General features: G+C 55.0%; 25 protein-coding genes. All 25 read left to right on the forward strand.

Going from position 1 to position 22,297, the window contains the following annotated elements; all coding sequences use genetic code 11:
- The first annotated feature begins 60 nt into the window (after positions 1-60).
- The 25 genes from rplK (at position 61) to rpsN (ending at position 22,229) form a co-directional block, all read left to right on the forward strand.
- Complete coding sequence (gene rplK, locus RVM24_RS20420; protein ID WP_058092380.1) at positions 61-492, forward strand: 50S ribosomal protein L11; 432 nt, start codon at positions 61-63, stop codon at positions 490-492.
- Position 493: 1 nt separating this feature from the next.
- Positions 494-1,192, forward strand: coding sequence for a 50S ribosomal protein L1 (gene rplA, locus RVM24_RS20425; protein WP_058092379.1), 699 nt, complete (start codon positions 494-496; stop codon positions 1,190-1,192).
- 212 nt (positions 1,193-1,404) lie between these two features.
- Entirely contained in the window at positions 1,405-1,935 is a 531-nt protein-coding gene (gene rplJ, locus RVM24_RS20430; protein WP_061333835.1) for a 50S ribosomal protein L10, read from the forward strand.
- 39 nt (positions 1,936-1,974) lie between these two features.
- Positions 1,975-2,349, forward strand: coding sequence for a 50S ribosomal protein L7/L12 (gene rplL, locus RVM24_RS20435; RefSeq protein WP_061333837.1), 375 nt, complete (start codon positions 1,975-1,977; stop codon positions 2,347-2,349).
- A gap of 242 nt (positions 2,350-2,591) precedes the next feature.
- Positions 2,592-6,668, forward strand: a complete 4,077-nt coding sequence (gene rpoB, locus RVM24_RS20440) for a DNA-directed RNA polymerase subunit beta (RefSeq protein ID WP_061333843.1) — start codon at positions 2,592-2,594, stop codon at positions 6,666-6,668.
- A gap of 76 nt (positions 6,669-6,744) precedes the next feature.
- Positions 6,745-10,959 (forward strand): DNA-directed RNA polymerase subunit beta', encoded by a 4,215-nt coding sequence (rpoC, locus tag RVM24_RS20445; RefSeq protein WP_058092376.1) that lies wholly within the window; start codon positions 6,745-6,747, stop codon positions 10,957-10,959.
- Between the two features lie 165 nt (positions 10,960-11,124).
- Complete coding sequence (gene rpsL, locus RVM24_RS20450) at positions 11,125-11,499, forward strand: 30S ribosomal protein S12 (RefSeq protein WP_012139854.1); 375 nt, start codon at positions 11,125-11,127, stop codon at positions 11,497-11,499.
- A gap of 113 nt (positions 11,500-11,612) precedes the next feature.
- Complete coding sequence (rpsG, locus tag RVM24_RS20455; protein ID WP_011784243.1) at positions 11,613-12,083, forward strand: 30S ribosomal protein S7; 471 nt, start codon at positions 11,613-11,615, stop codon at positions 12,081-12,083.
- 18 nt (positions 12,084-12,101) lie between these two features.
- Positions 12,102-14,207 carry an elongation factor G gene (gene fusA / locus RVM24_RS20460; RefSeq protein WP_061333841.1) on the forward strand — a complete coding sequence of 702 codons (2,106 nt, stop codon included), beginning with the start codon at positions 12,102-12,104 and terminating at the stop codon, positions 14,205-14,207.
- 35 nt (positions 14,208-14,242) lie between these two features.
- Positions 14,243-15,439 (forward strand): elongation factor Tu, encoded by a 1,197-nt coding sequence (gene tuf, locus RVM24_RS20465; RefSeq protein ID WP_068351550.1) that lies wholly within the window; start codon positions 14,243-14,245, stop codon positions 15,437-15,439.
- 186 nt (positions 15,440-15,625) lie between these two features.
- On the forward strand, positions 15,626-15,937 hold the full coding sequence (gene rpsJ, locus RVM24_RS20470) for a 30S ribosomal protein S10 (RefSeq protein WP_004580743.1): 312 nt from the start codon (positions 15,626-15,628) through the stop codon (positions 15,935-15,937).
- A gap of 75 nt (positions 15,938-16,012) precedes the next feature.
- Entirely contained in the window at positions 16,013-16,651 is a 639-nt protein-coding gene (gene rplC, locus RVM24_RS20475; protein WP_058089994.1) for a 50S ribosomal protein L3, read from the forward strand.
- Positions 16,652-16,662: 11 nt separating this feature from the next.
- Positions 16,663-17,268 carry a 50S ribosomal protein L4 gene (gene rplD, locus RVM24_RS20480; protein ID WP_061333569.1) on the forward strand — a complete coding sequence of 202 codons (606 nt, stop codon included), beginning with the start codon at positions 16,663-16,665 and terminating at the stop codon, positions 17,266-17,268.
- Entirely contained in the window at positions 17,265-17,558 is a 294-nt protein-coding gene (gene rplW / locus RVM24_RS20485) for a 50S ribosomal protein L23 (RefSeq protein ID WP_008174862.1), read from the forward strand. The genes rplD and rplW overlap by 4 nt, the downstream gene beginning before the upstream one ends.
- Positions 17,559-17,575: 17 nt before the next feature.
- Positions 17,576-18,403 carry a 50S ribosomal protein L2 gene (gene rplB, locus RVM24_RS20490; RefSeq protein WP_058089996.1) on the forward strand — a complete coding sequence of 276 codons (828 nt, stop codon included), beginning with the start codon at positions 17,576-17,578 and terminating at the stop codon, positions 18,401-18,403.
- Between the two features lie 23 nt (positions 18,404-18,426).
- Positions 18,427-18,702, forward strand: coding sequence for a 30S ribosomal protein S19 (gene rpsS / locus RVM24_RS20495; protein ID WP_061333570.1), 276 nt, complete (start codon positions 18,427-18,429; stop codon positions 18,700-18,702).
- Positions 18,703-18,718: 16 nt separating this feature from the next.
- The gene (rplV, locus tag RVM24_RS20500) at positions 18,719-19,051 is read left to right on the forward strand and encodes a 50S ribosomal protein L22 (protein WP_008940674.1); all 333 of its coding nucleotides are present in this window, start codon (positions 18,719-18,721) and stop codon (positions 19,049-19,051) included.
- Positions 19,052-19,062: 11 nt separating this feature from the next.
- Positions 19,063-19,746, forward strand: a complete 684-nt coding sequence (gene rpsC, locus RVM24_RS20505) for a 30S ribosomal protein S3 (protein ID WP_058089998.1) — start codon at positions 19,063-19,065, stop codon at positions 19,744-19,746.
- A 12-nt stretch (positions 19,747-19,758) separates the two neighbouring features.
- Positions 19,759-20,172 carry a 50S ribosomal protein L16 gene (gene rplP / locus RVM24_RS20510; protein ID WP_044387654.1) on the forward strand — a complete coding sequence of 138 codons (414 nt, stop codon included), beginning with the start codon at positions 19,759-19,761 and terminating at the stop codon, positions 20,170-20,172.
- Positions 20,172-20,363 carry a 50S ribosomal protein L29 gene (gene rpmC, locus RVM24_RS20515; RefSeq protein ID WP_058089999.1) on the forward strand — a complete coding sequence of 64 codons (192 nt, stop codon included), beginning with the start codon at positions 20,172-20,174 and terminating at the stop codon, positions 20,361-20,363. Before rplP ends, rpmC begins: the two co-directional genes overlap by 1 nt.
- 1 nt (position 20,364) lies before the next feature.
- Positions 20,365-20,631: a 30S ribosomal protein S17 gene (rpsQ, locus tag RVM24_RS20520; RefSeq protein WP_044387650.1), complete on the forward strand. Its 267-nt coding sequence runs from the start codon at positions 20,365-20,367 to the stop codon at positions 20,629-20,631.
- Positions 20,632-20,649: 18 nt separating this feature from the next.
- A complete protein-coding gene (gene rplN, locus RVM24_RS20525; RefSeq protein WP_007154005.1) occupies positions 20,650-21,018 on the forward strand; it encodes a 50S ribosomal protein L14 in 369 nt (122 codons plus the stop codon).
- Between the two features lie 17 nt (positions 21,019-21,035).
- Entirely contained in the window at positions 21,036-21,356 is a 321-nt protein-coding gene (gene rplX / locus RVM24_RS20530) for a 50S ribosomal protein L24 (protein ID WP_061333571.1), read from the forward strand.
- A 15-nt stretch (positions 21,357-21,371) separates the two neighbouring features.
- Positions 21,372-21,911, forward strand: a complete 540-nt coding sequence (rplE, locus tag RVM24_RS20535) for a 50S ribosomal protein L5 (RefSeq protein ID WP_058090001.1) — start codon at positions 21,372-21,374, stop codon at positions 21,909-21,911.
- A 12-nt stretch (positions 21,912-21,923) separates the two neighbouring features.
- A complete protein-coding gene (rpsN, locus tag RVM24_RS20540) occupies positions 21,924-22,229 on the forward strand; it encodes a 30S ribosomal protein S14 (protein WP_058090002.1) in 306 nt (101 codons plus the stop codon).
- The last annotated feature ends 68 nt before the right edge of the window (positions 22,230-22,297 follow it).

Genomic DNA, 22,297 nt, shown 5'->3' on the forward strand with positions numbered 1-22,297 from the left:
TTAAAGCAGTTGTGAAAAACCGGGGAGCCGAAAGGCGTTCGAACCCACAGGAGATCTATCATGGCAAAGAAGATTGAAGCCTATATCAAGCTTCAGGTTGCTGCCGGTCAGGCCAACCCGAGTCCCCCCGTTGGTCCTGCGCTGGGTCAGCGTGGTGTTAACATCATGGAATTCTGTAAGGCGTTCAACGCCAAGACTCAGGGCATGGAGCCTGGTCTGCCAATTCCGACCGTTATCACCGTTTACAGTGATCGCAGCTTCACATTCATCACCAAGACCCCGCCTGCGCCGGTCCTGCTGAAGAAGGCCGCTGGCATTAAGAGTGGCTCTGGTCGTCCGAACACTGACAAAGTGGGTACGGTTACCCGTGCTCAGCTGGAAGAAATCGCCAAGACCAAAGAGCCGGACATGACTGCTGCCGATATGGAAGCAGCCGTTCGCACCATCGCTGGTACTGCCCGCAGCATGGGCCTGAACGTGGAGGGTCTGTAAGATGGCTAAGCTGAGCAAGCGTCAAAAGCTGATTCGTGAAAAAGTAGACTCCACCCGCGCCTACTCTGTAGACGAAGCGGTTGCGCTGCTGGCCGAACTGGGTCAGAACGTGAAGTTCAAAGAGTCTGTAGACGTAGCGGTTAACCTGGGTGTTGATGCACGTAAATCCGACCAGGTTGTGCGTAGCAGCACTGTTCTGCCTCACGGTACCGGTAAATCCGTGCGTGTGGCTGTGTTCACCCAGGGTGCCAATGCCGAGAAAGCGACCGCGGCCGGTGCCGACATCGTAGGCATGGACGACCTGGCTGATGAAGTCAAAAAAGGCAACATGGACTTCGACGTGGTTATCGCCACTCCGGATGCCATGCGTGTTGTTGGTCAACTGGGCCAGATTCTCGGTCCCCGTGGCCTGATGCCGAACCCGAAGGTTGGCACCGTGACCGCTGATGTTGAGACAGCGGTTAAGAACGCCAAAGCTGGTCAGGTTCGTTACCGTACTGACAAAAACGGCATTATCCACGCTCCGCTGGGTAACGTTGAGTTCTCTGCCCAGAACATCAAGGAAAACCTTGAAGCTCTGGTGGCAGACCTGAAAAAGGCCAAGCCTGCATCGTCCAAGGGTGTGTATCTGAAAAAGATCACCATCTCTTCTACGATGGGTCCTGGTCTGACTATTGATCAGGGTACTCTGAGTCTCTGATTGGTAGTTACTTTGTAGTCTGGGCGGAAGCCAAGGCTGTCAAAGACCGCAGGCCCCCGAAGCCCTTGGTAACAAGGGCTGCAAGGGTTAAAGCAACGCCTGCGCAGACGGTGTGAAGACGTTCTCTCTGAACCCAAACACCGTTAGGCGTCCTCGTTGAGGACAATGATGGGTTTGCCGGCATAACGCTGGCGAAATCGAGGAGAAATCCAGTGGCAATTAGACTCGAAGACAAGAAGGCGATCGTCGCTGAAGTCAACGAGACTGCTGGAGCTGCTCTGTCTGTGGTTTTGGCTGACTACCGTGGTGTCACCTCTGGTGACATGACTGCCCTTCGTGCCAAAGCTCGTGCCGAGAATGTTCGTCTGAAGGTTGTTCGTAACAACCTGGCGAAGATTGCTATCAAAGGTACTGAGTTTGAGTGCATCGATCCGGCGCTGGTTGGCCCGACCATTCTGGCTTTCTCTATGGAAGATCCGGGTGCCGCTGCGCGCCTGCTGAAGGATTTTGCCAAAGAGAAAGAGGCGTTTGAGATCAAGGGTCTGGCTGTCGGCGGTGAGCTGATGGGCGCAGAACAGATCGATCGCCTGGCCACGCTGCCGACGCTGCACGAAGCGTTGACCAAGCTGGCTATTGTTACACAGGCACCAGTTACCAAGCTTGCACGTACCCTGAACGATATTCCGGGCAGGATCACACGTGTTGTAGCTGCAGTCCGCGACCAGAAGCAAGACGCTGCTTGATTCTGTTGAACACCATTTTTTACATTTTCGGAGAAAGTCATGGCTCTGTCTAAAGACGATATTTTGAATGCAATTGCTGAAATGAGCGTAATGGAAGTTGTTGAGCTCGTTGAAGCTATGGAAGAGAAGTTCAATGTTTCTGCTGCCGCTGCTGTTGCCGCTGCACCTGCTGCTGCCGCTGGTGGCGAAGCTGCTGAAGAGCAGACCGAGTTCGACGTAGTTCTGACTGGCGCTGGCGAGAAGAAAGTCAACGTCATCAAGGCCGTTCGTGAGCTGACTGGTCTGGGTCTGAAAGAAGCCAAGGAAATGGTTGACGGCGCTCCTTCTACTGTTAAGGAAGGCGCTAGCAAGGACGAGGCTGAAGAAGCCAAGAAGAAGCTTGAGGAAGCAGGCGCTTCTGTTGAGCTCAAGTAATAGTCGGCTGTTGATCGACACCGTGCGTTAAGCATGGATGGGCTGGTGGCTCTGTGCCACCGGCCTTTTTCTGTTGTATATGCTATAGAGTCTGGTGTGCTTTTACGGGTTAATGTCAGATCTATAACCTACAGCCAGAGTCTTGTTCAAGACGGCGCGATAAGCCGAGCAATTCGGCCCCGAAGCAGAACATTTGATTGCTTCTTGATACCAGGTATCAGGTCTAAAGCTGGGGAATGCAGATGACTTACTCCTACACTGAGAAAAAGCGGATTCGCAAAGATTTTAGTAAATTGCCTTCCGTGATGGACGTCCCCTATTTGCTGTCTATTCAGCTGGATTCGTTCCGGGACTTCCTGCAAATGGAAGCCGCTCCTGAAGACCGCCGGGAAACCGGTCTTCACGCAGCGTTCAAATCCGTATTCCCGATTGTCAGTTACTCTGGCAACGCCGCGCTCGAGTATGTGAGCTATCGAATCGGCGAGCCAGTGTTCGACGTCAAGGAATGTCAGCTCAGGGGCGTTACTTACGCCGCGCCGCTGCGGGTGAAAGTCCGCTTGATCATTTATGACAAGGAATCGTCCAACAAGGCGATCAAGGACATCAAAGAGCAAGAAGTCTACATGGGCGAGATGCCCCTGATGACTGAAAACGGTACCTTCGTGGTCAACGGTACCGAGCGTGTTATTGTTTCCCAGCTGCACCGTTCGCCTGGCGTCTTCTTTGATCACGACAAAGGCAAGACTCACTCCTCCGGCAAGCTGTTGTATTCGGCCCGAGTGATTCCTTACCGTGGTTCCTGGCTTGACTTCGAATTCGATCCGAAGGACTCCGTGTTCGTTCGTATCGACCGTCGTCGTAAGCTGCCTGCGTCGATCCTCCTGCGCGCTCTGGGGTACACCTCTGAGCAGATGCTCGACATGTTCTTCGAAACCAGTAAGTTTGCTCTGGGTGAAGAAGTCTGCAAGCTTGAGTTGGTGCCCAGCCGGCTGCGTGGTGACATTGCGACCTTTGACATCAAAGATAAGGAAGGCAACGTCATTGCTGAAGAAGGCCGCCGTATTACGGCGCGTCACATCAAGCAGTTGGAAAAGGCCGGCATTACCGAGCTGGAAGTTCCCACTGAATACCTGTACGGCCGTGTTCTTGCCAAGGACATGATCGATCAGTCTACCGGCGAAGTGCTGGTGGAATGTAACACCGAGCTGACCGAAGAAGTCATCACCAAGATTCTCGGCGCTGGTGTTAAGGATATTGAAACTCTTTACACCAACGATCTGGATTGTGGTCCGTTCATGTCTGATACCCTGCGTATCGACCCGACCCGAACTCCGTTGGAAGCGTTGGTTGAAATCTACCGGATGATGCGCCCGGGCGAGCCGCCCACCAAGGAATCCGCGGAGAACCTGTTCAACAACCTGTTCTTCTCTGAGGAGCGCTACGACCTGTCCGGCGTTGGCCGGATGAAGCTCAACCGTCGCCTTGGTCGTGACGAGAGCACCGGTGAGGGCACGCTGACCCACGACGATATCATCGACGTGCTGAAAACCCTGATTGCCATTCGTAATGGCCAGGGCCAGGTGGATGATATCGACAACCTGGGCAACCGTCGGGTTCGCTGTGTTGGCGAGATGGCTGAAAACCAGTTCCGGGTAGGCCTGGTACGGGTTGAGCGCGCGGTTCGAGAGCGTCTGAGTCTGGCTGAAAGCGAAGGCCTGATGCCGCAGGACCTGATCAACGCCAAGCCTGTTGCGGCCGCAGTCAAGGAGTTCTTTGGTTCCAGCCAGCTGTCCCAGTTTATGGACCAGAACAATCCGCTGTCTGAGGTAACTCACAAGCGTCGTATCTCCGCGTTGGGTCCGGGCGGTCTGACCCGTGAGCGTGCCGGCTTTGAGGTTCGGGACGTTCACCCGACCCATTACGGCCGTGTGTGTCCTATCGAGACTCCGGAAGGCCCGAACATCGGTCTGATCAACTCGCTGGCAACCTATGCCCGTGCCAACTCCTACGGCTTCCTGGAAAGTCCGTACCGTAGAGTCGTCGACGGCGTGGTGACCGATGAGCTGGTGTATCTGTCTGCGATTGAAGAGAGCAACTATGTGATCGCTCAGGCCAGTGCTGCTACCGATGATGGCAAGCGCCTGACCGACGAGCTGGTTACCGTGCGTCACCAGAACGAATTTACCGTCGCCCCGCCGGAAGCGGTTAACTTCATGGACGTATCTCCACGCCAGGTTGTATCGGTGGCGGCGTCTCTGATCCCGTTCCTTGAGCACGACGATGCTAACCGGGCCCTGATGGGTGCGAACATGCAGCGTCAGGCGGTTCCGACGCTGAAATCACAGGTTCCGCTGGTCGGCACCGGTGTAGAACGCACCGTTGCCCAGGATTCCGGCGTGTGCGTGACCGCCCGTCGTGGCGGTGTGATTGAAAGCGTGGACGCTGCCCGTATCGTGGTGCGCGTAAACAACGAAGAAACCGAGGCCGGTGATGCAGGTGTGGATATCTACAACCTCACCAAGTACACCCGCTCTAACCAGAATACCTGTATCAACCAGCGCTCCATCGTGCGTCAGGGCGATGTGATTGCCCGTGGCGACGTGCTGGCAGATGGTCCCTCCGTGGATCTGGGTGAGCTGGCGCTGGGCCAGAACATGCGCATCGCGTTCATGCCCTGGAACGGTTACAACTTCGAGGACTCCATCCTGATCTCCGAAAAGGTGGTTCAGGAAGACCGGCTGACCACGATCCACATTCAGGAACTGACCTGTGTGGCCCGTGACACCAAGCTGGGTAGCGAAGAAATCACTGCGGATATTCCGAACGTTGGTGAAAGCGCCCTGTCCAAGCTGGATGAGTCCGGTATTGTCTACATCGGTGCGGAAGTGGGCCCGGGCGACATTCTGGTGGGTAAGGTCACGCCGAAAGGTGAGACCCAGCTGACACCGGAAGAGAAGCTGCTGCGTGCGATCTTTGGTGAAAAGGCCTCTGACGTTAAAGATACCTCTCAGCGTGTTCCGACCGGCACCCGCGGAACGGTTATCGATGTTCAGGTATTCACCCGTGACGGTATCGAAAAAGATGCCCGCGCTCAGTCCATCGAGAAAGAGCAGCTCGATCAGTACCGTAAGGATCTGAAAGACGAGTACCGCATTGTCGAAGGCGCTACCTATGAGCGTCTGACTGCAGCACTCAACGGCCAGGAAGTGATCAGTGGCCCGGGTCTGAAGAAGGGCGCCAAGCTTGATGAAGCCTATCTGGCCGATCTGCCGCGTCCGGACTGGTTCAAGCTGCGCATGAAAGACGAAGCTCTGAACGAACTTCTGGAGAAATCCGAGCAGGGTCTGGAAGATCGCAAGAAAGAGCACGAAGCCCGCTTCGACGACAAGAAAGGCAAGCTGCAGCAGGGCGATGACCTTGCTCCGGGCGTGCTGAAAATCGTCAAGGTTTACCTGGCCATCAAGCGTCGCATCCAGCCGGGTGACAAGATGGCCGGTCGTCACGGTAACAAGGGTGTTATCTCCGCGGTAATGCCGATTGAGGATATGCCTTACGACGAAAACGGCACCACCGTTGATATCGTGCTCAACCCGCTGGGTGTTCCTTCGCGGATGAACGTTGGTCAGGTTCTGGAAACCCATCTGGGCGCAGCCGCCAAGGGGCTGGGTGAAAAGATCAGCCGGATGCTGGAAGAGCAGCGTAAAGTGGCTGAACTGCGCAAGCTGCTGGATGAGATCTACAACCACTCAGACGAAGTGACCAAGGTTGATCTCGACAGCCTGAGCGACAAGGAAATTCTGGAGCTGTGCGGTAACCTGCGTGACGGTGTCCCGATGGCAACGCCGGTCTTTGACGGTGCCAAGGAAGCCGAGGTCAAGCGTATGCTTGAGCTGGCCGACATGGATACCAGTGGTCAGGTCAAGCTGTACGACGGCCGCACCGGTGATGCATTTGACCGTCCGGTGACTGTGGGCTACATGTACATGCTCAAGCTCAACCACTTGATCGATGACAAGATGCACGCTCGTTCCACCGGCTCTTACAGCCTGGTAACCCAGCAGCCGCTGGGTGGTAAGGCTCAGTTCGGTGGTCAGCGTTTCGGTGAGATGGAAGTCTGGGCTCTGGAGGCATACGGTGCCGCCTATACCCTGCAGGAAATGCTTACCGTCAAGTCTGATGACGTCAACGGTCGGACCAAGATGTACAAGAACATTGTCGATGGTGATCATCGTATGGAGCCGGGCATGCCCGAATCCTTCAACGTTCTCGTCAAGGAAATCCGCTCGTTGGGTATCGACATCGAGCTGGAATCCGAGTGAGCCGAATTGTTTTTGGCAGCGTGAGCGGGCACCTCGTGTGCCCGCCCGAGATTAACGCCATCCGGAGCTTTTACTGATGAAAGATTTGCTGAATCTTCTCAAGAGCCAGAATCAGAGCAAGGAATTCGACGCCATCCGTATCGGACTGGCTTCGCCTGACATGATTCGTTCCTGGTCTTTTGGCGAAGTAAAAAAGCCTGAGACCATTAACTACCGTACCTTCAAGCCGGAGCGTGACGGTCTTTTCTGTGCCAAGATTTTCGGCCCGATCAAAGACTACGAGTGCTTGTGCGGAAAATACAAGCGCCTGAAGCATCGCGGCGTTATCTGTGAAAAGTGCGGTGTTGAAGTCGCACTGGCCAGCGTGCGCCGTGAGCGTATGGGCCATATCGAGCTGGCCAGCCCGGTCGCTCACATCTGGTTCCTGAAGTCATTGCCGTCCCGTATTGGCCTGATGCTGGACATGACCCTGCGAGATATCGAGCGGGTTCTGTACTTTGAATCCTTCATCGTTATCGATCCGGGTATGACCACCCTGGAGAAGGGCCAGTTGCTGAATGACGAGCAGTACTATGAGGCCCTGGAAGAATTCGGTGACGAGTTCGACGCCCGTATGGGTGCCGAGGCCATCAAAGAGTTGCTCGAAGCTATCGATCTGCAGGCGGAAGTTGACGCCCTGCGGGAAGAGATCCCCCAGACCAACTCCGAGACCAAGATCAAGAAATTCAGCAAGCGCCTGAAAATTCTTGAGGCGTTCCTGTACTCCGGTAACAAGCCGGGCGACATGGTGATGACCGTTCTGCCGGTTCTGCCGCCCGATCTGCGCCCGCTGGTTCCCCTGGACGGTGGCCGTTTTGCCACTTCCGACCTGAACGATCTGTACCGTCGGGTCATTAACCGGAACAACCGTCTCAAGCGCCTGCTGGAACTGAACGCTCCGGATATCATCGTGCGCAACGAGAAGCGTATGCTGCAGGAAGCGGTTGACGCCCTGCTGGATAACGGTCGTCGTGGTCGGGCCATCACTGGCACCAACAAGCGTCCGCTGAAGTCTCTGGCTGACATGATCAAGGGTAAGCAGGGTCGTTTCCGTCAGAACCTGCTGGGTAAGCGAGTCGACTACTCTGGCCGTTCTGTGATCGTGGTGGGTCCGTACCTGCGCCTGCACCAGTGCGGTCTGCCCAAGAAGATGGCCCTGGAGCTGTTCAAGCCGTTCATTTTCTCCAAGCTTGAGCACCGTGGCCTGGCGACCACCATCAAGGCCGCCAAGAAAATGGTCGAGCGCGAGGAAGGCGTGGTCTGGGATATCCTGGACGAAGTCATCCGCGAGCACCCAATCCTGCTGAACCGTGCGCCCACCCTGCACCGTCTGGGCATCCAGGCGTTCGAGCCGGTTCTGATCGAAGGTAAAGCGATCCAGCTGCACCCGCTGGTGTGTGCGGCTTACAACGCCGACTTCGACGGTGACCAGATGGCGGTACACGTACCGCTGACCCTGGAAGCCCAGCTTGAAGCCCGTGCGTTGATGATGTCCACCAACAACGTGCTGTCTCCAGCGAACGGTGAGCCGATCATCGTACCGTCTCAGGACGTGGTATTGGGTCTGTATTACATGACCCGCGAGCGCCACGCTGCCCTGGGTGAAGGCATGGTGTTTGCTGATGTCAAAGAAGCCCATCGTGCCTATGGTGCCGGCAAGGTTGACCTGCAGGCGAAGGTCAAGGTGCGGGTTAAGGAAGTGGCCTATGCCGAGGATGGCAGTAAGTCCGAAGCCTACCGTGTGGTTGATACCACCGTTGGCCGTGCTTTGTTGTTTGATATCGTTCCTGACGGCCTGCCGTTTGAAATCGTCAACCGTCCTATGGTCAAGAAGGCGATTTCCAACCTGATCAACACCTGTTATCGGGACGCTGGTCTGAAAGATACTGTCATCTTTGCTGACCAACTGATGTACATGGGTTACCACTATGCAACCCGTTCCGGTATTTCTATCGGCTTCAACGACTTCGAGATTCCGCCGGAGAAGTATGAGCTGGTTGATGCGGCGTCTGACGAAGTAAAAGACATCGAGAACCAGTACGCATCCGGTCTGCTGACCCAGGGTGAGAAGTACAACAAGGTGATCGATATCTGGTCCCGCGCCAACGATAAAGTGTCCAAGGCGATGATGGAGCGTCTGTCCAAAGAGCAGGTTATTGGTCCTGACGGCCAGCCTGTGAAGGGTGAAGACGGCGAAGACCTGATGCAGGAATCCTTCAACTCCGTCTACATGATGGCCGATTCCGGTGCGCGGGGTTCCGCTGCCCAGATTCGTCAGTTGTCCGGTATGCGTGGTCTGATGGCCAAGCCGGATGGCTCCATCATCGAAACGCCGATTACCGCGAACTTCCGTGAAGGTCTGAACGTACTCCAGTACTTCATCTCCACCCACGGTGCTCGTAAAGGTCTGGCGGATACTGCACTGAAGACCGCGAACTCCGGTTACCTGACCCGTCGTCTCGTTGACGTGTCCCAGGACCTGGTAGTGACCGAGGAAGACTGCGGTACCGATGAAGGTCTGCTGATGACGCCGCACATTGAAGGTGGCGACGTTGTTGTGCCGCTGGGTGATCGTGTTCTGGGGCGTGTGACAGCCCGTGACGTATTCACCCCAACCGACAAGGACAACGCTGTTGTTCCGGCCGGCACATTGCTGGACGAGAAAACCGTCGAGATGGTCGAGCGCGCCGGTGTGGATGAGATCTGGGTTCGCTCTGCGATTACCTGTGAGACTCGTCACGGCATCTGCTCCAAGTGTTACGGCCGCGATCTTGCCCGTGGTCACCGTGTTAACGTGGGTGAGGCCGTCGGTGTTATCGCTGCCCAGTCCATCGGTGAGCCAGGCACTCAGCTGACCATGCGGACCTTCCACATTGGTGGTGCGGCCAGCCGGGCCTCCGCCGTGGATAACATTCAGGTCAAGCACGGCGGCACGGTACGTCTGCACAACCTGAAGTCCATCGAGAAGACCGATGGCTCCCTGGTTGTGGTGTCCCGTTCTTCGGCCCTGGCGATTGCCGACGAGCAGGGTCGTGAGCGCGAGTGGTACAAGCTGCCCTACGGTGCCGTTCTGTCTGTGAAGAACGGTGACGTGGTTGAGGCTGGCGTTGTAGTTGCCAAGTGGGATCCGCACACGCATCCGATCATCGCCGAAGCGAAAGGCACGGCCAAGTTTGTCAACATGGAAGAGGGCATTACTGTCCGTACCCAGGCTGACGAGCTGACCGGTCTGTCCACCATGGAAGTGATTGACCCGAAAGAGCGTCCTGCTGCTGGTAAGGACATTCGTCCGGCTATCCAGCTGATCGACGATGCGGGTGAAGAAGTAGAACTGCCAGGCGGTGGTACCGCGATCTTCTTCCTACCGGCTAACGCGCTGGTGACCATGGCTAATGGCGCGAAGATCGAGCTGGGTGACGTAGTTGCCCGTATTCCGCAGGAAAGCTCGAAGACCCGGGACATCACCGGTGGTCTGCCGCGGGTTGCCGACCTGTTCGAGGCTCGTCGCCCGAAAGAGTCTGCCATCCTGGCGGAAATCAGTGGTGTGGTGTCTTTCGGTAAAGAGACCAAAGGCAAGAAGCGCCTGGTCATCACGCCGAAAGATGACGATGCCTATGAGGTTCTGATTCCGAAGCATCGCCAGCTCAACGTTTTCGAAGGTGAAACGGTTGAGAAGGGTGAGGTGATTTCCGACGGTCCGTCCAACCCGCACGACATCTTGCGTCTGCTGGGTGTGGTCGAGCTGGCCAAGTACATCACCAACGAAATCCAGGATGTGTACCGCCTGCAGGGTGTTGTCATCAACGATAAACACATCGAGGTTATCGTTCGGCAGATGCTGCGCAAGGTGGAAATTACCGATCCGGGTGATACCACCCTGCTGTCTGGCGACCAGGTGGAAATCACTCAGGTGCTGGAAGAGAACGAAAAGGCGAATCAGGCGGACAAAGAGCCTGCCAGATTCGAGCGTCTGCTGCTTGGTATTACCAAGGCATCGCTGGCCACCGAATCGTTCATTTCTGCGGCTTCGTTCCAGGAAACCACCCGGGTGCTCACCGAAGGTGCGGTGACCGGTAAGCGTGACTTCCTGCGAGGTCTGAAAGAAAACGTTGTGGTTGGTCGACTGATTCCGGCGGGTACCGGTCTGGCTTACCACAGCGAACGTCGTCGCAAGCGTGACCTGGAAGAGCAGGGCGTGACCGCGGCAGATGTTGAAGAAGCTCTGAGCGCGGAGCTCAACCGAGAAGGTTGATTGCCGGCGTGCCATTCTCGGGGTAGTTACTTATCCCGAGGGTGGTTAAAAAGAGAACAGTCATCTTGACTGAGTCGGGGCGCAGGCTTACACTTGCGTCCCTTAAATTTTACCCCCTGCACAGGGGGTAAGTTTCATTGGTATGGTTTTTTGGAGTTTGCTTACATGGCAACGATTAATCAGTTGGTGCGTAAGCCTCGTAAGCGCAAGGTAGCCAAGAGCGATGTTCCTGCTCTCCAGGCTTGTCCTCAGCGCCGTGGTGTGTGCACTCGTGTGTACACCACAACGCCGAAGAAGCCGAACTCAGCACTTCGTAAAGTGTGCCGTGTTCGTCTGACCAACGGCTTCGAGGTTTCCTCTTACATTGGTGGTGAAGGTCACAACCTTCAGGAGCACAGTGTTGTGCTGATCCGTGGTGGTCGAGTAAAAGACCTTCCGGGTGTGCGCTATCACACTGTTCGCGGTACTTTGGATACCCAAGGTGTTCAGAACCGTAAGCAGGGCCGCTCCAAGTACGGTGCAAAACGACCCAAGTCCTGATGTCCCGAGCGGGTGTCTTTTATCGTTGCTTGTAAGAACGGTAAGAGTAAGGCTGAGTAGCATTTGGCTATCTCAGGGGTTCCTGAAGACCTTTTAGATATAAGGGCTTATCGATGCCTAGAAGAAGAGTTGCAGCAAAGCGGGAAATCATTCCCGATCCTAAATTCGGCAGTGCACGTCTTGCCAAGTTCATCAACCATGTGATGGAAAGCGGTAAGAAGTCGGTTGCAGAGCGCATTGTTTACGGTGCTCTGGATATCGTTGCCGAGAAATCTAAAGAAGAGCCGATCGAAATGTTCGAGAAGGCCCTGGAGAACATCCAGCCGATGGTTGAGGTTAAGTCCCGTCGTGTGGGTGGTGCTACTTACCAGGTGCCGGTTGAAGTTCGGCCTTCCCGTCAGAACGCGTTGGCGATGCGCTGGCTCGTTGAATATTCCCGGAAGCGCGGTGAGAAGAGCATGGCGCAGCGTCTGGCTGGCGAAATTCTTGATGCGGCCGATAGCAAGGGTGCCGCAGTGAAGAAGCGCGAAGACGTGCATCGCATGGCAGAAGCCAACAAGGCATTCTCTCACTTCCGTTTCTAACAAGCCGAGGTTTATATCGTGGCACGCAAGACTCCTATCAAACGTTACAGAAACATTGGTATCTGTGCGCACGTGGATGCGGGCAAGACTACTACCACCGAGCGTATTCTTTATTACACCGGTCGTAGTCACAAGATGGGTGAGACCCATGACGGCGCTTCCACTACAGACTGGATGGAGCAGGAGCAGGAGCGTGGTATCACCATCACGTCTGCCGCTGTTACAACCTTCTGGCAGGGTATGGACAAGCAGTATCCCGAGCACCGTATCAACATCATCGACACCCCGGGGCACGTTGACTTCACCATCGAAGTAGAGCGTTCCCTGCGTGTTCTTGATGGTGCCGTGGTTGTGTTCTGTGGTTCCTCAGGTGTTGAGCCGCAGTCCGAGACTGTATGGCGCCAAGCCAACAAGTATGAAGTTCCCCGCATGGTTTTCGTCAACAAAATGGACCGTGCAGGCGCCAACTTCATGCGCGTTGTTGAGCAGATTCGTAACCGTCTGGGTGCTATCACTGTGCCCATCCAGCTGCCGATCGGCGCCGAAGACGATTTCGAGGGTATCGTGGATCTGCTTCGCATGAAGGCAATCTACTGGAACGAAGCTGATCAGGGTATGACCTACGAGCTTCGCGATATTCCTGAGTCCATGGTTGCTGAGGCCGAGAAAGCGCGCGAGCAGATGATCGAAGCCGCCGCTGAAGCCAACGAAGAGTTCATGGAGAAATACCTCGAAGGCGAAGAGCTGACCTACGAAGAGATCAAGCAGGGTCTGCGTACTCGTACCATCGCCAACGAAATCGTTCTGGCTACCTGTGGTTCTGCGTTCAAGAACAAGGGCGTGCAGGCGGTGCTGGATGCGGTCATCGAATTCCTGCCGGCCCCGGATGAGGTTAAAGCCATCCGCGGTGAGGTGGATGACGAGGGTACCGAGGAAACCCGTCCGGTTGACGACGATGCTCCGTTCGCCGCTCTGGCGTTCAAGATCGCTACCGACCCGTTCGTGGGTACGCTGACGTTCTTCCGGGTTTACTCCGGTAAGCTTGAGTCCGGTAACGCGGTATTCAACTCCGTGAAGGGCAAGAAAGAGCGTGTGGGCCGTATGGTTCAGATGCACGCCAACGACCGTGAAGAGATCAAAGAAGTTCTGGCGGGCGACATCGCGGCTGCGATCGGCCTGAAGAACGTGACCACGGGTGACACCCTGTGTGATGAGAACAACAGAATTGTTCTTGAGCGCATGGAGTTCCCGGAGCCGGTTATCTCCGTTGCGGTTGAGCCGAAGTCGAAAGCCGACCAGGAAAAGATGGGTGTTGCTCTGGGTAAGCTGGCCCAGGAAGATCCGTCATTCCGTGTTCGCACCGACGAAGAGTCCGGCCAGACCATCATCTCCGGTATGGGTGAGCTTCACCTGGATATCATCGTTGACCGTATGCGTCGCGAGTTCAAGGTAGAAGCAAATATCGGTAAGCCGCAGGTTGCTTACCGTGAGTGCATCCGCAAGCCGGTTGACGTTGAAGGTAAGTTCGTTCGTCAGTCTGGTGGTCGCGGTCAGTACGGTCACGTAAAAGTGAAGTTGGAGCCGCTGCCTCTGGATGATGAAGATGCTGAAAACTTCATCTTCGTGAACGAGATTGTTGGTGGTGTGGTTCCGAAGGAATACATCCCGGCTGTTCAGCAGGGTATCGAAGAGCAGATGCAGAACGGCTGTCTGGCCGGCTATCCGCTGCTGGGTATCAAGGCAACGCTGTACGATGGTTCCTACCACGACGTTGACTCCAACGAGATGGCGTTCAAAATCGCTGGTTCCATGGCGATGAAGAAAGGCGCCCTCGAAGCGAATCCTGCCCTTCTTGAGCCGATCATGAAGGTTGAGGTTGTTACCCCTGAAGATTACATGGGTGACGTTGTTGGCGACCTGAACCGTCGTCGCGGCCTTGTGCAGGGTATGGATGAAGGCCCTGCGGGCAAGGTCATCCGTGCTGAAGTTCCGTTGTCGGAGATGTTCGGTTACGCCACCGACCTGCGTTCTGCAACACAGGGTCGGGCGTCTTATGCGATGGAGTTCTCCCGCTATATGGAAGCTCCTTCGAACATTGCCGAAGCGATCATTAAAAAGGGTTGATCCCCAGGACTTAAGAAACAGGAAGAGGTGTAACCGTGTCTAAAGCAAAGTTTGAGCGTAACAAGCCGCACGTAAACGTGGGCACCATTGGTCACGTTGACCATGGTAAGACCACTCTGACAGCCGCCCTGACTCGTGTATGTCACGAAGTATGGGGTACTGGTGAGAGCCGTGCTTTCGATCAGATCGATAACGCACCGGAAGAGCGTGCGCGTGGTATCACCATCGCGACCTCTCACGTTGAGTACGATTCTCCGACCCGTCACTACGCACACGTAGACTGCCCGGGCCACGCGGATTATGTTAAGAACATGATCACCGGTGCTGCCCAGATGGACGGCGCTATCTTGGTTTGCTCCGCAGCTGACGGCCCCATGCCGCAGACTCGTGAGCACATCCTGCTGTCCCGTCAGGTTGGTGTACCGTTCATCGTTGTGTTCCTGAACAAAGCGGACATGGTAGACGATGAAGAGCTGCTTGAGCTGGTAGAGATGGAAGTTCGTGACCTGCTGAGCCAGTACGACTTCCCGGGTGACGACACTCCGATCATCACCGGTTCTGCGCTGATGGCTCTGGAAGGTAAAGACGACAACGAGATGGGTACTACCGCTGTTAAGAAGCTGGTAGAAGCCCTGGACGACTACATCCCTGAGCCGGAGCGTGCGATTGATCAGCCGTTCCTGATGCCGATCGAGGACGTATTCTCCATCTCTGGTCGTGGTACCGTTGTTACCGGTCGTGTAGAGCGTGGCATCATCAAAGTAGGTGACGAAGTGGAAATCGTGGGTATCCGCGACACCACCAAGACCACCTGTACTGGTGTTGAGATGTTCCGCAAGCTGCTGGACGAAGGTCGTGCCGGTGAGAACGTAGGTGTTCTGCTGCGTGGTACCAAGCGTGACGACGTTGAGCGTGGTCAGGTTCTGTGTGTACCGGGCTCCATCAAGCCGCACACCAAGTTCGAGTGTGAAGTGTACGTACTGTCCAAAGAAGAAGGTGGTCGTCATACTCCGTTCTTCAAGGGCTACCGTCCGCAGTTCTACTTCCGGACTACTGATGTAACCGGTTCTTGTGAACTGCCGGAAGGCGTTGAAATGGTAATGCCGGGTGACAACGTGAAAATGACTGTTACCCTGATCGCTCCGATCGCCATGGAAGATGGTCTGCGCTTCGCGATTCGCGAAGGCGGCCGTACCGTTGGTGCCGGCGTGGTCTCCAAGATCATCGAGTAATCTGCTCGTTTGATCAGGAAAAAGGGGCTGACTGGTTCAGCCCCTTTTTCTGTTTAAGTCGCAAAGTCTGCCTGACCTCCGTCAATATCAATGATGTTGACAGGGTTGGGTATTATGCATACAATGCGGCTCCTTTTTTTGAAGGTCGGCTAACTAGTAGCTGCTACGAGTGGAGTTTGGTGCATCATGCAAAGCCAAAAGATTCGAATCCGGTTGAAGGCGTTTGATTATCGCCTGATCGACCAGTCCACGCAGGAGATCGTCGATACCGCCAAGCGGACCGGCGCTCAGGTGCGTGGTCCTATTCCTCTGCCGACGCGCAAGGAAAAGTACACGGTATTGATCTCTCCGCACGTCAATAAAGACGCGCGTGATCAGTATGAAATTCGTACCCACAAGCGTTTGCTCGACATTGTTGAGCCGACGGAGAAGACAGTGGATGCTCTGATGAAACTGGACCTGGCAGCAGGTGTAGACGTTCAGATCAGCCTCGGCTAATACCGCCCGGTATTAGTCTGTGTAACTGTCACAGGCCATAGAGGGTGCAAGCCCCGTACACTTAAGAGGTGAAACATGGCAATTGGTGTTGTCGGTCGTAAGGCCGGTATGACCCGTATTTTTACGGACGAGGGGCAGGCATTGCCCGTAACGGTAATCGAGGTTGAGCCCAACCGCATTACCCAACTGAAAACTCTCGAAAACGACGGCTACCGCGCTGTGCAGGTAACCGTAGGTTCTCGTCGTGCCTCCCGCGTGAGCAAGGCTGCTGCTGGTCACTTTGCGAAAGCAGGTGTTGAAGCTGGTCGTGGCGTGTGGGAATTTCGTCTGGCTGATGGCGAAGGTGAAGACCTGGCTGCAGGCGGCGAGCTGACAGTCTCTGTGTTTGAAGACGGTCAGGTGGTTGATGCCACTGGTCAGTCCAAAGGTAAGGGCTTCCAGGGTGGTGTCAAGCGCTGGAACTTCTCCATGCAGGACGCTACTCACGGTAACTCCCTGTCTCATCGTGCTCCGGGTTCTATTGGTCAGAACCAGACTCCGGGCAAGGTATTCAAGGGTAAAAAGATGGCCGGTCAGATGGGTAACGCGCAGGTCACTGTGCAGAACCTGAAAATCGTCCGTGTCGATGCCGAGCGCAACCTGCTGCTGGTAAGTGGTGCCGTACCTGGTGCGACTGGCGGCGACGTTGTCATCAAGCCTGCAGTTAAAGCCTGAGGAGCGGTGCGATGGAATTGACAATTACTGGTAGCGGCAAGGGGATTTCTGTTTCCGACGCTGCGTTTGCCAAAGATTTTAATGAAGCACTGGTGCACCAGGTGGTAACTGCCTACATGGCAGCTGGCCGTCAGGGTACCAAGGCTCAGAAAACACGTTCCGAAGTCAGTGGCGGTGGCAAGAAGCCGTGGCGTCAGAAGGGCACCGGTCGCGCTCGTGCGGGCACCATTCGTAGCCCGATCTGGCGTTCAGGCGGCGTAACTTTTGCGGCCAAGCCCCGTGATTTCGAGCAGAAAGTTAACCGCAAGATGTATCGTGCGGCTATGTGTTCCATTCTTTCCGAGCTGGTCCGTCAGGAGCGTCTGGTGGTTGTTGACGATATGAACGTTGACAGTCCCAAGACCAAGGCGTTCACCGCCAAGCTGAAGGATCTGGGCGTATCTAACGCTCTGATTCTTTCCGATAGCGTTGAGCAGAACCTGCACCTGGCTTCCCGCAACATTCCTCACGTGGATGTTCGCGACGTGGCAGGTCTGGATCCGGTCAGCCTGGTTGCCTACGAGAACGTTGTGGTAACTGTTCCCGCTCTGAAGAAGATCGAGGAGATGCTGGGATGAATCAGGAACGTATTTATAAGGTCCTGCTGGGACCGCACGTATCAGAGAAAGCGTCTCTGGCAGCCGAGCGTGGTCAGGTGGTATTCCGTGTAGCACCAGACGCCACCAAGCCGGAGATCAAAAAAGCCGTTGAGCAGCTGTTCAACGTCACCGTCGAAGGTGTTCAGGTTCTGAACCGTAAGGGTAAGCTCAAGCGCACTATCCGCGGGTTCGGCAAGCGTAATGACATTCGTAAGGCTTACGTCAAGCTGGCAGAAGGTCAGGACATCGATTTTCTGGATGTGGAATAAGGTAAAGGGGTCGTAATATGCCGATCGTCAAAACCAAGCCAACATCTGCCGGACGCCGTCACGTTGTAAAACTTTACAACCCGGATCTGCACAAAGGACGTCCTTACGAGCCGTTGGTAGAAACTAAGAGTAAGTCAGGTGGTCGTAACAACGCTGGCCGCATTACTACTCGTCACATTGGTGGTGGCCACAAGCAGCACTACCGTGTAATTGATTTCAAGCGGACCAAAGATGGTATCCCGGCGGTTATTGAACGCCTAGAATATGATCCTAACCGCTCTGCGCACATCGCGCTGCTGAAGTACTCCGATGGCGAGCGTCGCTACATCATCGCTCCCAAAGGTATGAAGGCAGGTGATCCTGTGCGGTCCGGCGTCGACGCGCCGATTAAGGTGGGTTCCACTCTGCCGCTCCGGAACATTCCGGTTGGTTCTGTGATCCACTGCGTCGAACTCAAGCCTGGCAAAGGTGCCCAGCTGGCTCGCTCCGCGGGCGCATCCGTACAGCTGGTAGCTCGGGAAGGGGCTTATGCCACTATCCGCCTGCGTTCAGGTGAAATGCGTAAGGTGCTTGTAGATTGCCGTGCAACGCTGGGTGAAGTATCCAACAGCGAGCACAGCCTCAAGCAGCTTGGTAAAGCGGGTGCATCACGTTGGCGCGGTAAACGTCCAACAGTACGTGGTGTTGCTATGAACCCAGTTGACCACCCACATGGTGGTGGTGAAGGGCGTACCTCTGGCGGGCGTCACCCGGTTACTCCGTGGGGTGTTCCGACCAAAGGGCATAAGACTCGTAAGAACAAACGTACTGACAAGATGATAGTACGTCGTCGTTCAGCCAAGTAAACGACTACATAGAGGTAAATGCTGTGCCACGTTCTTTGAAGAAAGGTCCTTTTATAGACCTGCATCTGTTGAAGAAGGTCGAGGCAGCTCTGGAAACAAGTGACAAGCGGCCGATCAAAACCTGGTCCCGCCGGTCAACAATCTTTCCGGAGATGGTAGGCCTGACCATTGCAGTCCACAACGGCAAGCAGCACGTGCCGGTTTATGTCACCGAAGATATGGTCGGACATAAACTGGGTGAGTTCGCGGCAACGCGTACTTATCGTGGTCATGCGGCCGACAAGAAAGCTAAACGCTGATTGTGAGGTAATAGAAATGGAAGTAGCAGCCAAGTACAAGGGCGCTCGCCTCTCAGCTCAGAAAGCACGTCTTGTTGCCGACCAGGTACGCGGCAAGGCTGTTGAGGACGCCCTGAACATTCTGACTTTCAGCCCTAAGAAGGCAGCGGTTGTGATCAAGAAAGCTCTTGAATCCGCCATTGCCAACGCTGAGCACAACGAAGGTCTGGACGTAGATGATCTGCGGGTTTCCACTGTCATGGTGGATGAGGGCCCAACGCTCAAGCGAATCAAAGCTCGAGCCAAGGGGCGCGCTGACCGTATTTTCAAGCGCACCTGTCATATCACCGTCAAGGTCGCCGACAAGTAGGAGATGCTCAGATGGGTCATAAAGTAAATCCAACCGGCATGCGCCTGGGTGTGATCAAAGAGCACAACTCAGTGTGGTATGCCGACAAGAAGGACTACGCGAAGAATCTGCTGAATGATATTCAGGTTCGCGAGTTCCTGGACAAGCGTCTGGTTAAGGCGTCTGTCAGCAAGATCGTGATCGAGCGCCCTGCTCAGAACGCCCGGATCACGATCCATACCGCCCGCCCCGGTATTGTTATCGGTAAGAAGGGTGAAGATGTTGACCGTCTGCGTCGCGAAGTCAGCGACATGATGGGTGTGCCTGTGCACATCAACATCGAAGAAGTCCGCAAGCCGGACCTGGATGCCCGCCTGGTAGCGCAAAACGTTGCCGGTCAGCTGGAGCGTCGTGTGATGTTCCGTCGCGCTATGAAGCGTGCGGTTCAGAACGCCATGCGTCAGGGTGCCAAGGGTATCAAGATTCAGGTTGGCGGTCGTCTTGGGGGTGCTGAAATCGCACGTTCCGAGTGGTATCGCGAAGGTCGTGTACCTCTGCACACATTACGTGCAGATATTGATTATGCAACCTATGAAGCGCACACCACTTACGGCGTTATCGGCGTAAAGGTATGGATCTTCAAAGGTGAGATTCTTGGTGGTATGGAGCAGGTCCGTGCTGACAAGAAAGCCTCTGGGAAGAAAGGTTCTAAGTAAAGGGGCACTCTTATGCTGCAACCAAAACGCACCAAATTCCGCAAGGTAATGAAAGGCCGTAACACCGGTCTTGCTCACCGCGCCAACAAGGTGAGCTTCGGTGAATACGGATTGAAAGCGACCAGTCGCGGGCGTATAACTGCGCGCCAGATTGAGGCGGCACGTCGTACTATGACACGTCGTATCAAGCGGGGCGGTAAGATCTGGATCCGGGTTTTCCCGGACAAGCCGATCACCGGTAAGCCGCTTGAAGTACGGATGGGTAAAGGTAAAGGTTCTGTCGAGTATTGGGTGGCTGAAATTCAGCCAGGCCGTATGTTGTATGAGATGGAAGGTGTTTCCGAGGAAATCGCTCGTGAGGCTTTCACTCTTGCAGCGGCCAAACTGCCGGTACAGACCACCTTTGTAACGAGGACGGTGATGTGATGAATGCAACAGAGCTGCGTGAAAAGTCAGTCGAGGAGCTGAACAAAGAGCTGATCGACCTCCTGAAGGAGCAGTTCAACCTGCGCATGCGCAAAGCGACAGGTCAGCTGAATCAGTCTCACCTCCTCGGCAAGGTGAAGCGCGATATCGCTCGCGTTAAAACGGTATTGAATGAAAAGGCAGGACAGTGACATGACCGAAGCTACCCAAACTGCCAGAACTCTGAGCGGCAAGGTCGTGAGCAACAAGATGGATAAGTCCATCGTGGTCCTGGTTGAGCGTCAGGTGAAACATCCTCTGTACGGCAAGTACATGAAGCGCTCGACCAAGATCCATGCGCACGATGAAAGCAATCAGTGCAACATCGGCGACATCGTAACCATTCAGGAAACCCGCCCGGTCTCCAAGACCAAAAGCTGGGCCCTGGTGGAAGTCACCGAACGCGCGTCCAAGGTGTAATTCGCCCGGAGAACAACCATGATTCAGACTCAAACAATGCTTGAAGTCGCGGATAACAGTGGTGCACGTCAGGTTATGTGCATCAAGGTCCTGGGCGGATCTCACCGGCGTTATGCGAGCGTTGGGGATATCATCAAGGTAACCGTTAAGGAAGCCATCCCCCGCGGTAAGGTGAAGAAAGGCCAGGTCCTCAAGGCTGTTGTAGTACGTACCCGTAAGGGTGTGCGTCGTCCGGACGGTTCATTGATCCGTTTTGACGGTAACGCGGCGGTACTTCTGAACAATCAGGACGCTCCCATTGGTACCCGTATCTTCGGACCGGTTACCCGTGAACTGCGTAACGAGAAGTTCATGAAGATTATCTCACTGGCACCCGAAGTACTTTAAAGGACCAGAGGCCGGTTATGAAAAAGATCAAACGAGATGACGAAGTAATCGTCACCACGGGGAAAGACAAAGGCAAACGTGGTAAAGTCCTGAAGGTTCAGGACGACGGCCGTGTGATTGTTTCTGGCATCAATATGATGAAGAAGCACACCAAGCCGAACCCGATGCTCGGCACCCCGGGTGGTATCGTCGAAAAAGAAGCGCCTATCCAGGCTTCCAACGTGGCTATTTTTAATCCGCAGACCGGCAAAGCCGATCGTGTTGGCTTCCAGACCAAGGAAGACGGCAGCAAAGTGCGGATCTTCAAGTCCACGAACGAAGCTGTCGATAACCAGTAAGCGGTGGTGGTTACGATGCTTAACATGAAAGAGCAGTACACTAAGGAAGTGGTACCCGCCCTGCAGAAAGAGTTCGGTTACAAGAACGTTATGCAGGTGCCGCGTATCGAGAAAATCACCCTGAACATGGGTGTTGGCGAAGCGGTTGGTGACAAAAAGCTGATTGAAAACGCGGTGGCGGATCTTGAGCGCCTGGCGGGTCAAAAAGCGGTTGTTACCAAGGCACGCAAATCCGTAGCGGGTTTCAAAATCCGTGAAGGTTGGCCGATTGGCTGTAAGGTGACCCTGCGCGGTGAGCGTATGTGGGATTTCTTTGATCGCCTGGTGCACATTGCGGTTCCCCGCATTCGTGACTTCCGCGGTCTGAACCCGAAATCCTTCGACGGTCGCGGTAACTACAGCATGGGTGTTCGTGAGCAGATCATCTTCCCTGAGATCGAGTACGACAAAGTCGACAAGATCCGCGGGCTGGATATCACCATCACCACCACTGCCGGTACCGACGACGAAGGTCGCGAACTGTTGAAAGCCTTTGGCTTTCCGTTCAAGAAATAAGGAACGAGTGACATGGCGAAGGTTTCAATGAAAAACCGTGAGCTCAAGCGCGAAAAGACTGTGGCTAAATTCGCAGCCAAGCGCGCCGAGCTCAAGGCGATTATCAAAAACCCGAATACCAGCGAAGAAGATCGTTGGAACGCGCAAATGAAGCTGCAACAGCTGCCTCGTGATGCGAGTCCCTCACGTCTTCGGAATCGTTGCCAGGTGACTGGTCGTCCCCACGGCGTTCTGCGCAAGTTCGAACTGTCACGGATCAAACTCCGTGAGTACGGCATGCGCGGTGACGTTCCGGGCCTGACCAAGGCAAGCTGGTAAGATAGGTCGCCTGACTTCGGTCAGGTGCCTGTTGGTAAGCGGTGCGGCACGCCGCTGCACAACTAAAA

It is taken from the genome of Marinobacter sp. KM021 (genome assembly GCF_050707965.1).
In the GTDB taxonomy this organism is placed as follows: Bacteria; Pseudomonadota; Gammaproteobacteria; order Pseudomonadales; family Oleiphilaceae; genus Marinobacter; species Marinobacter shengliensis.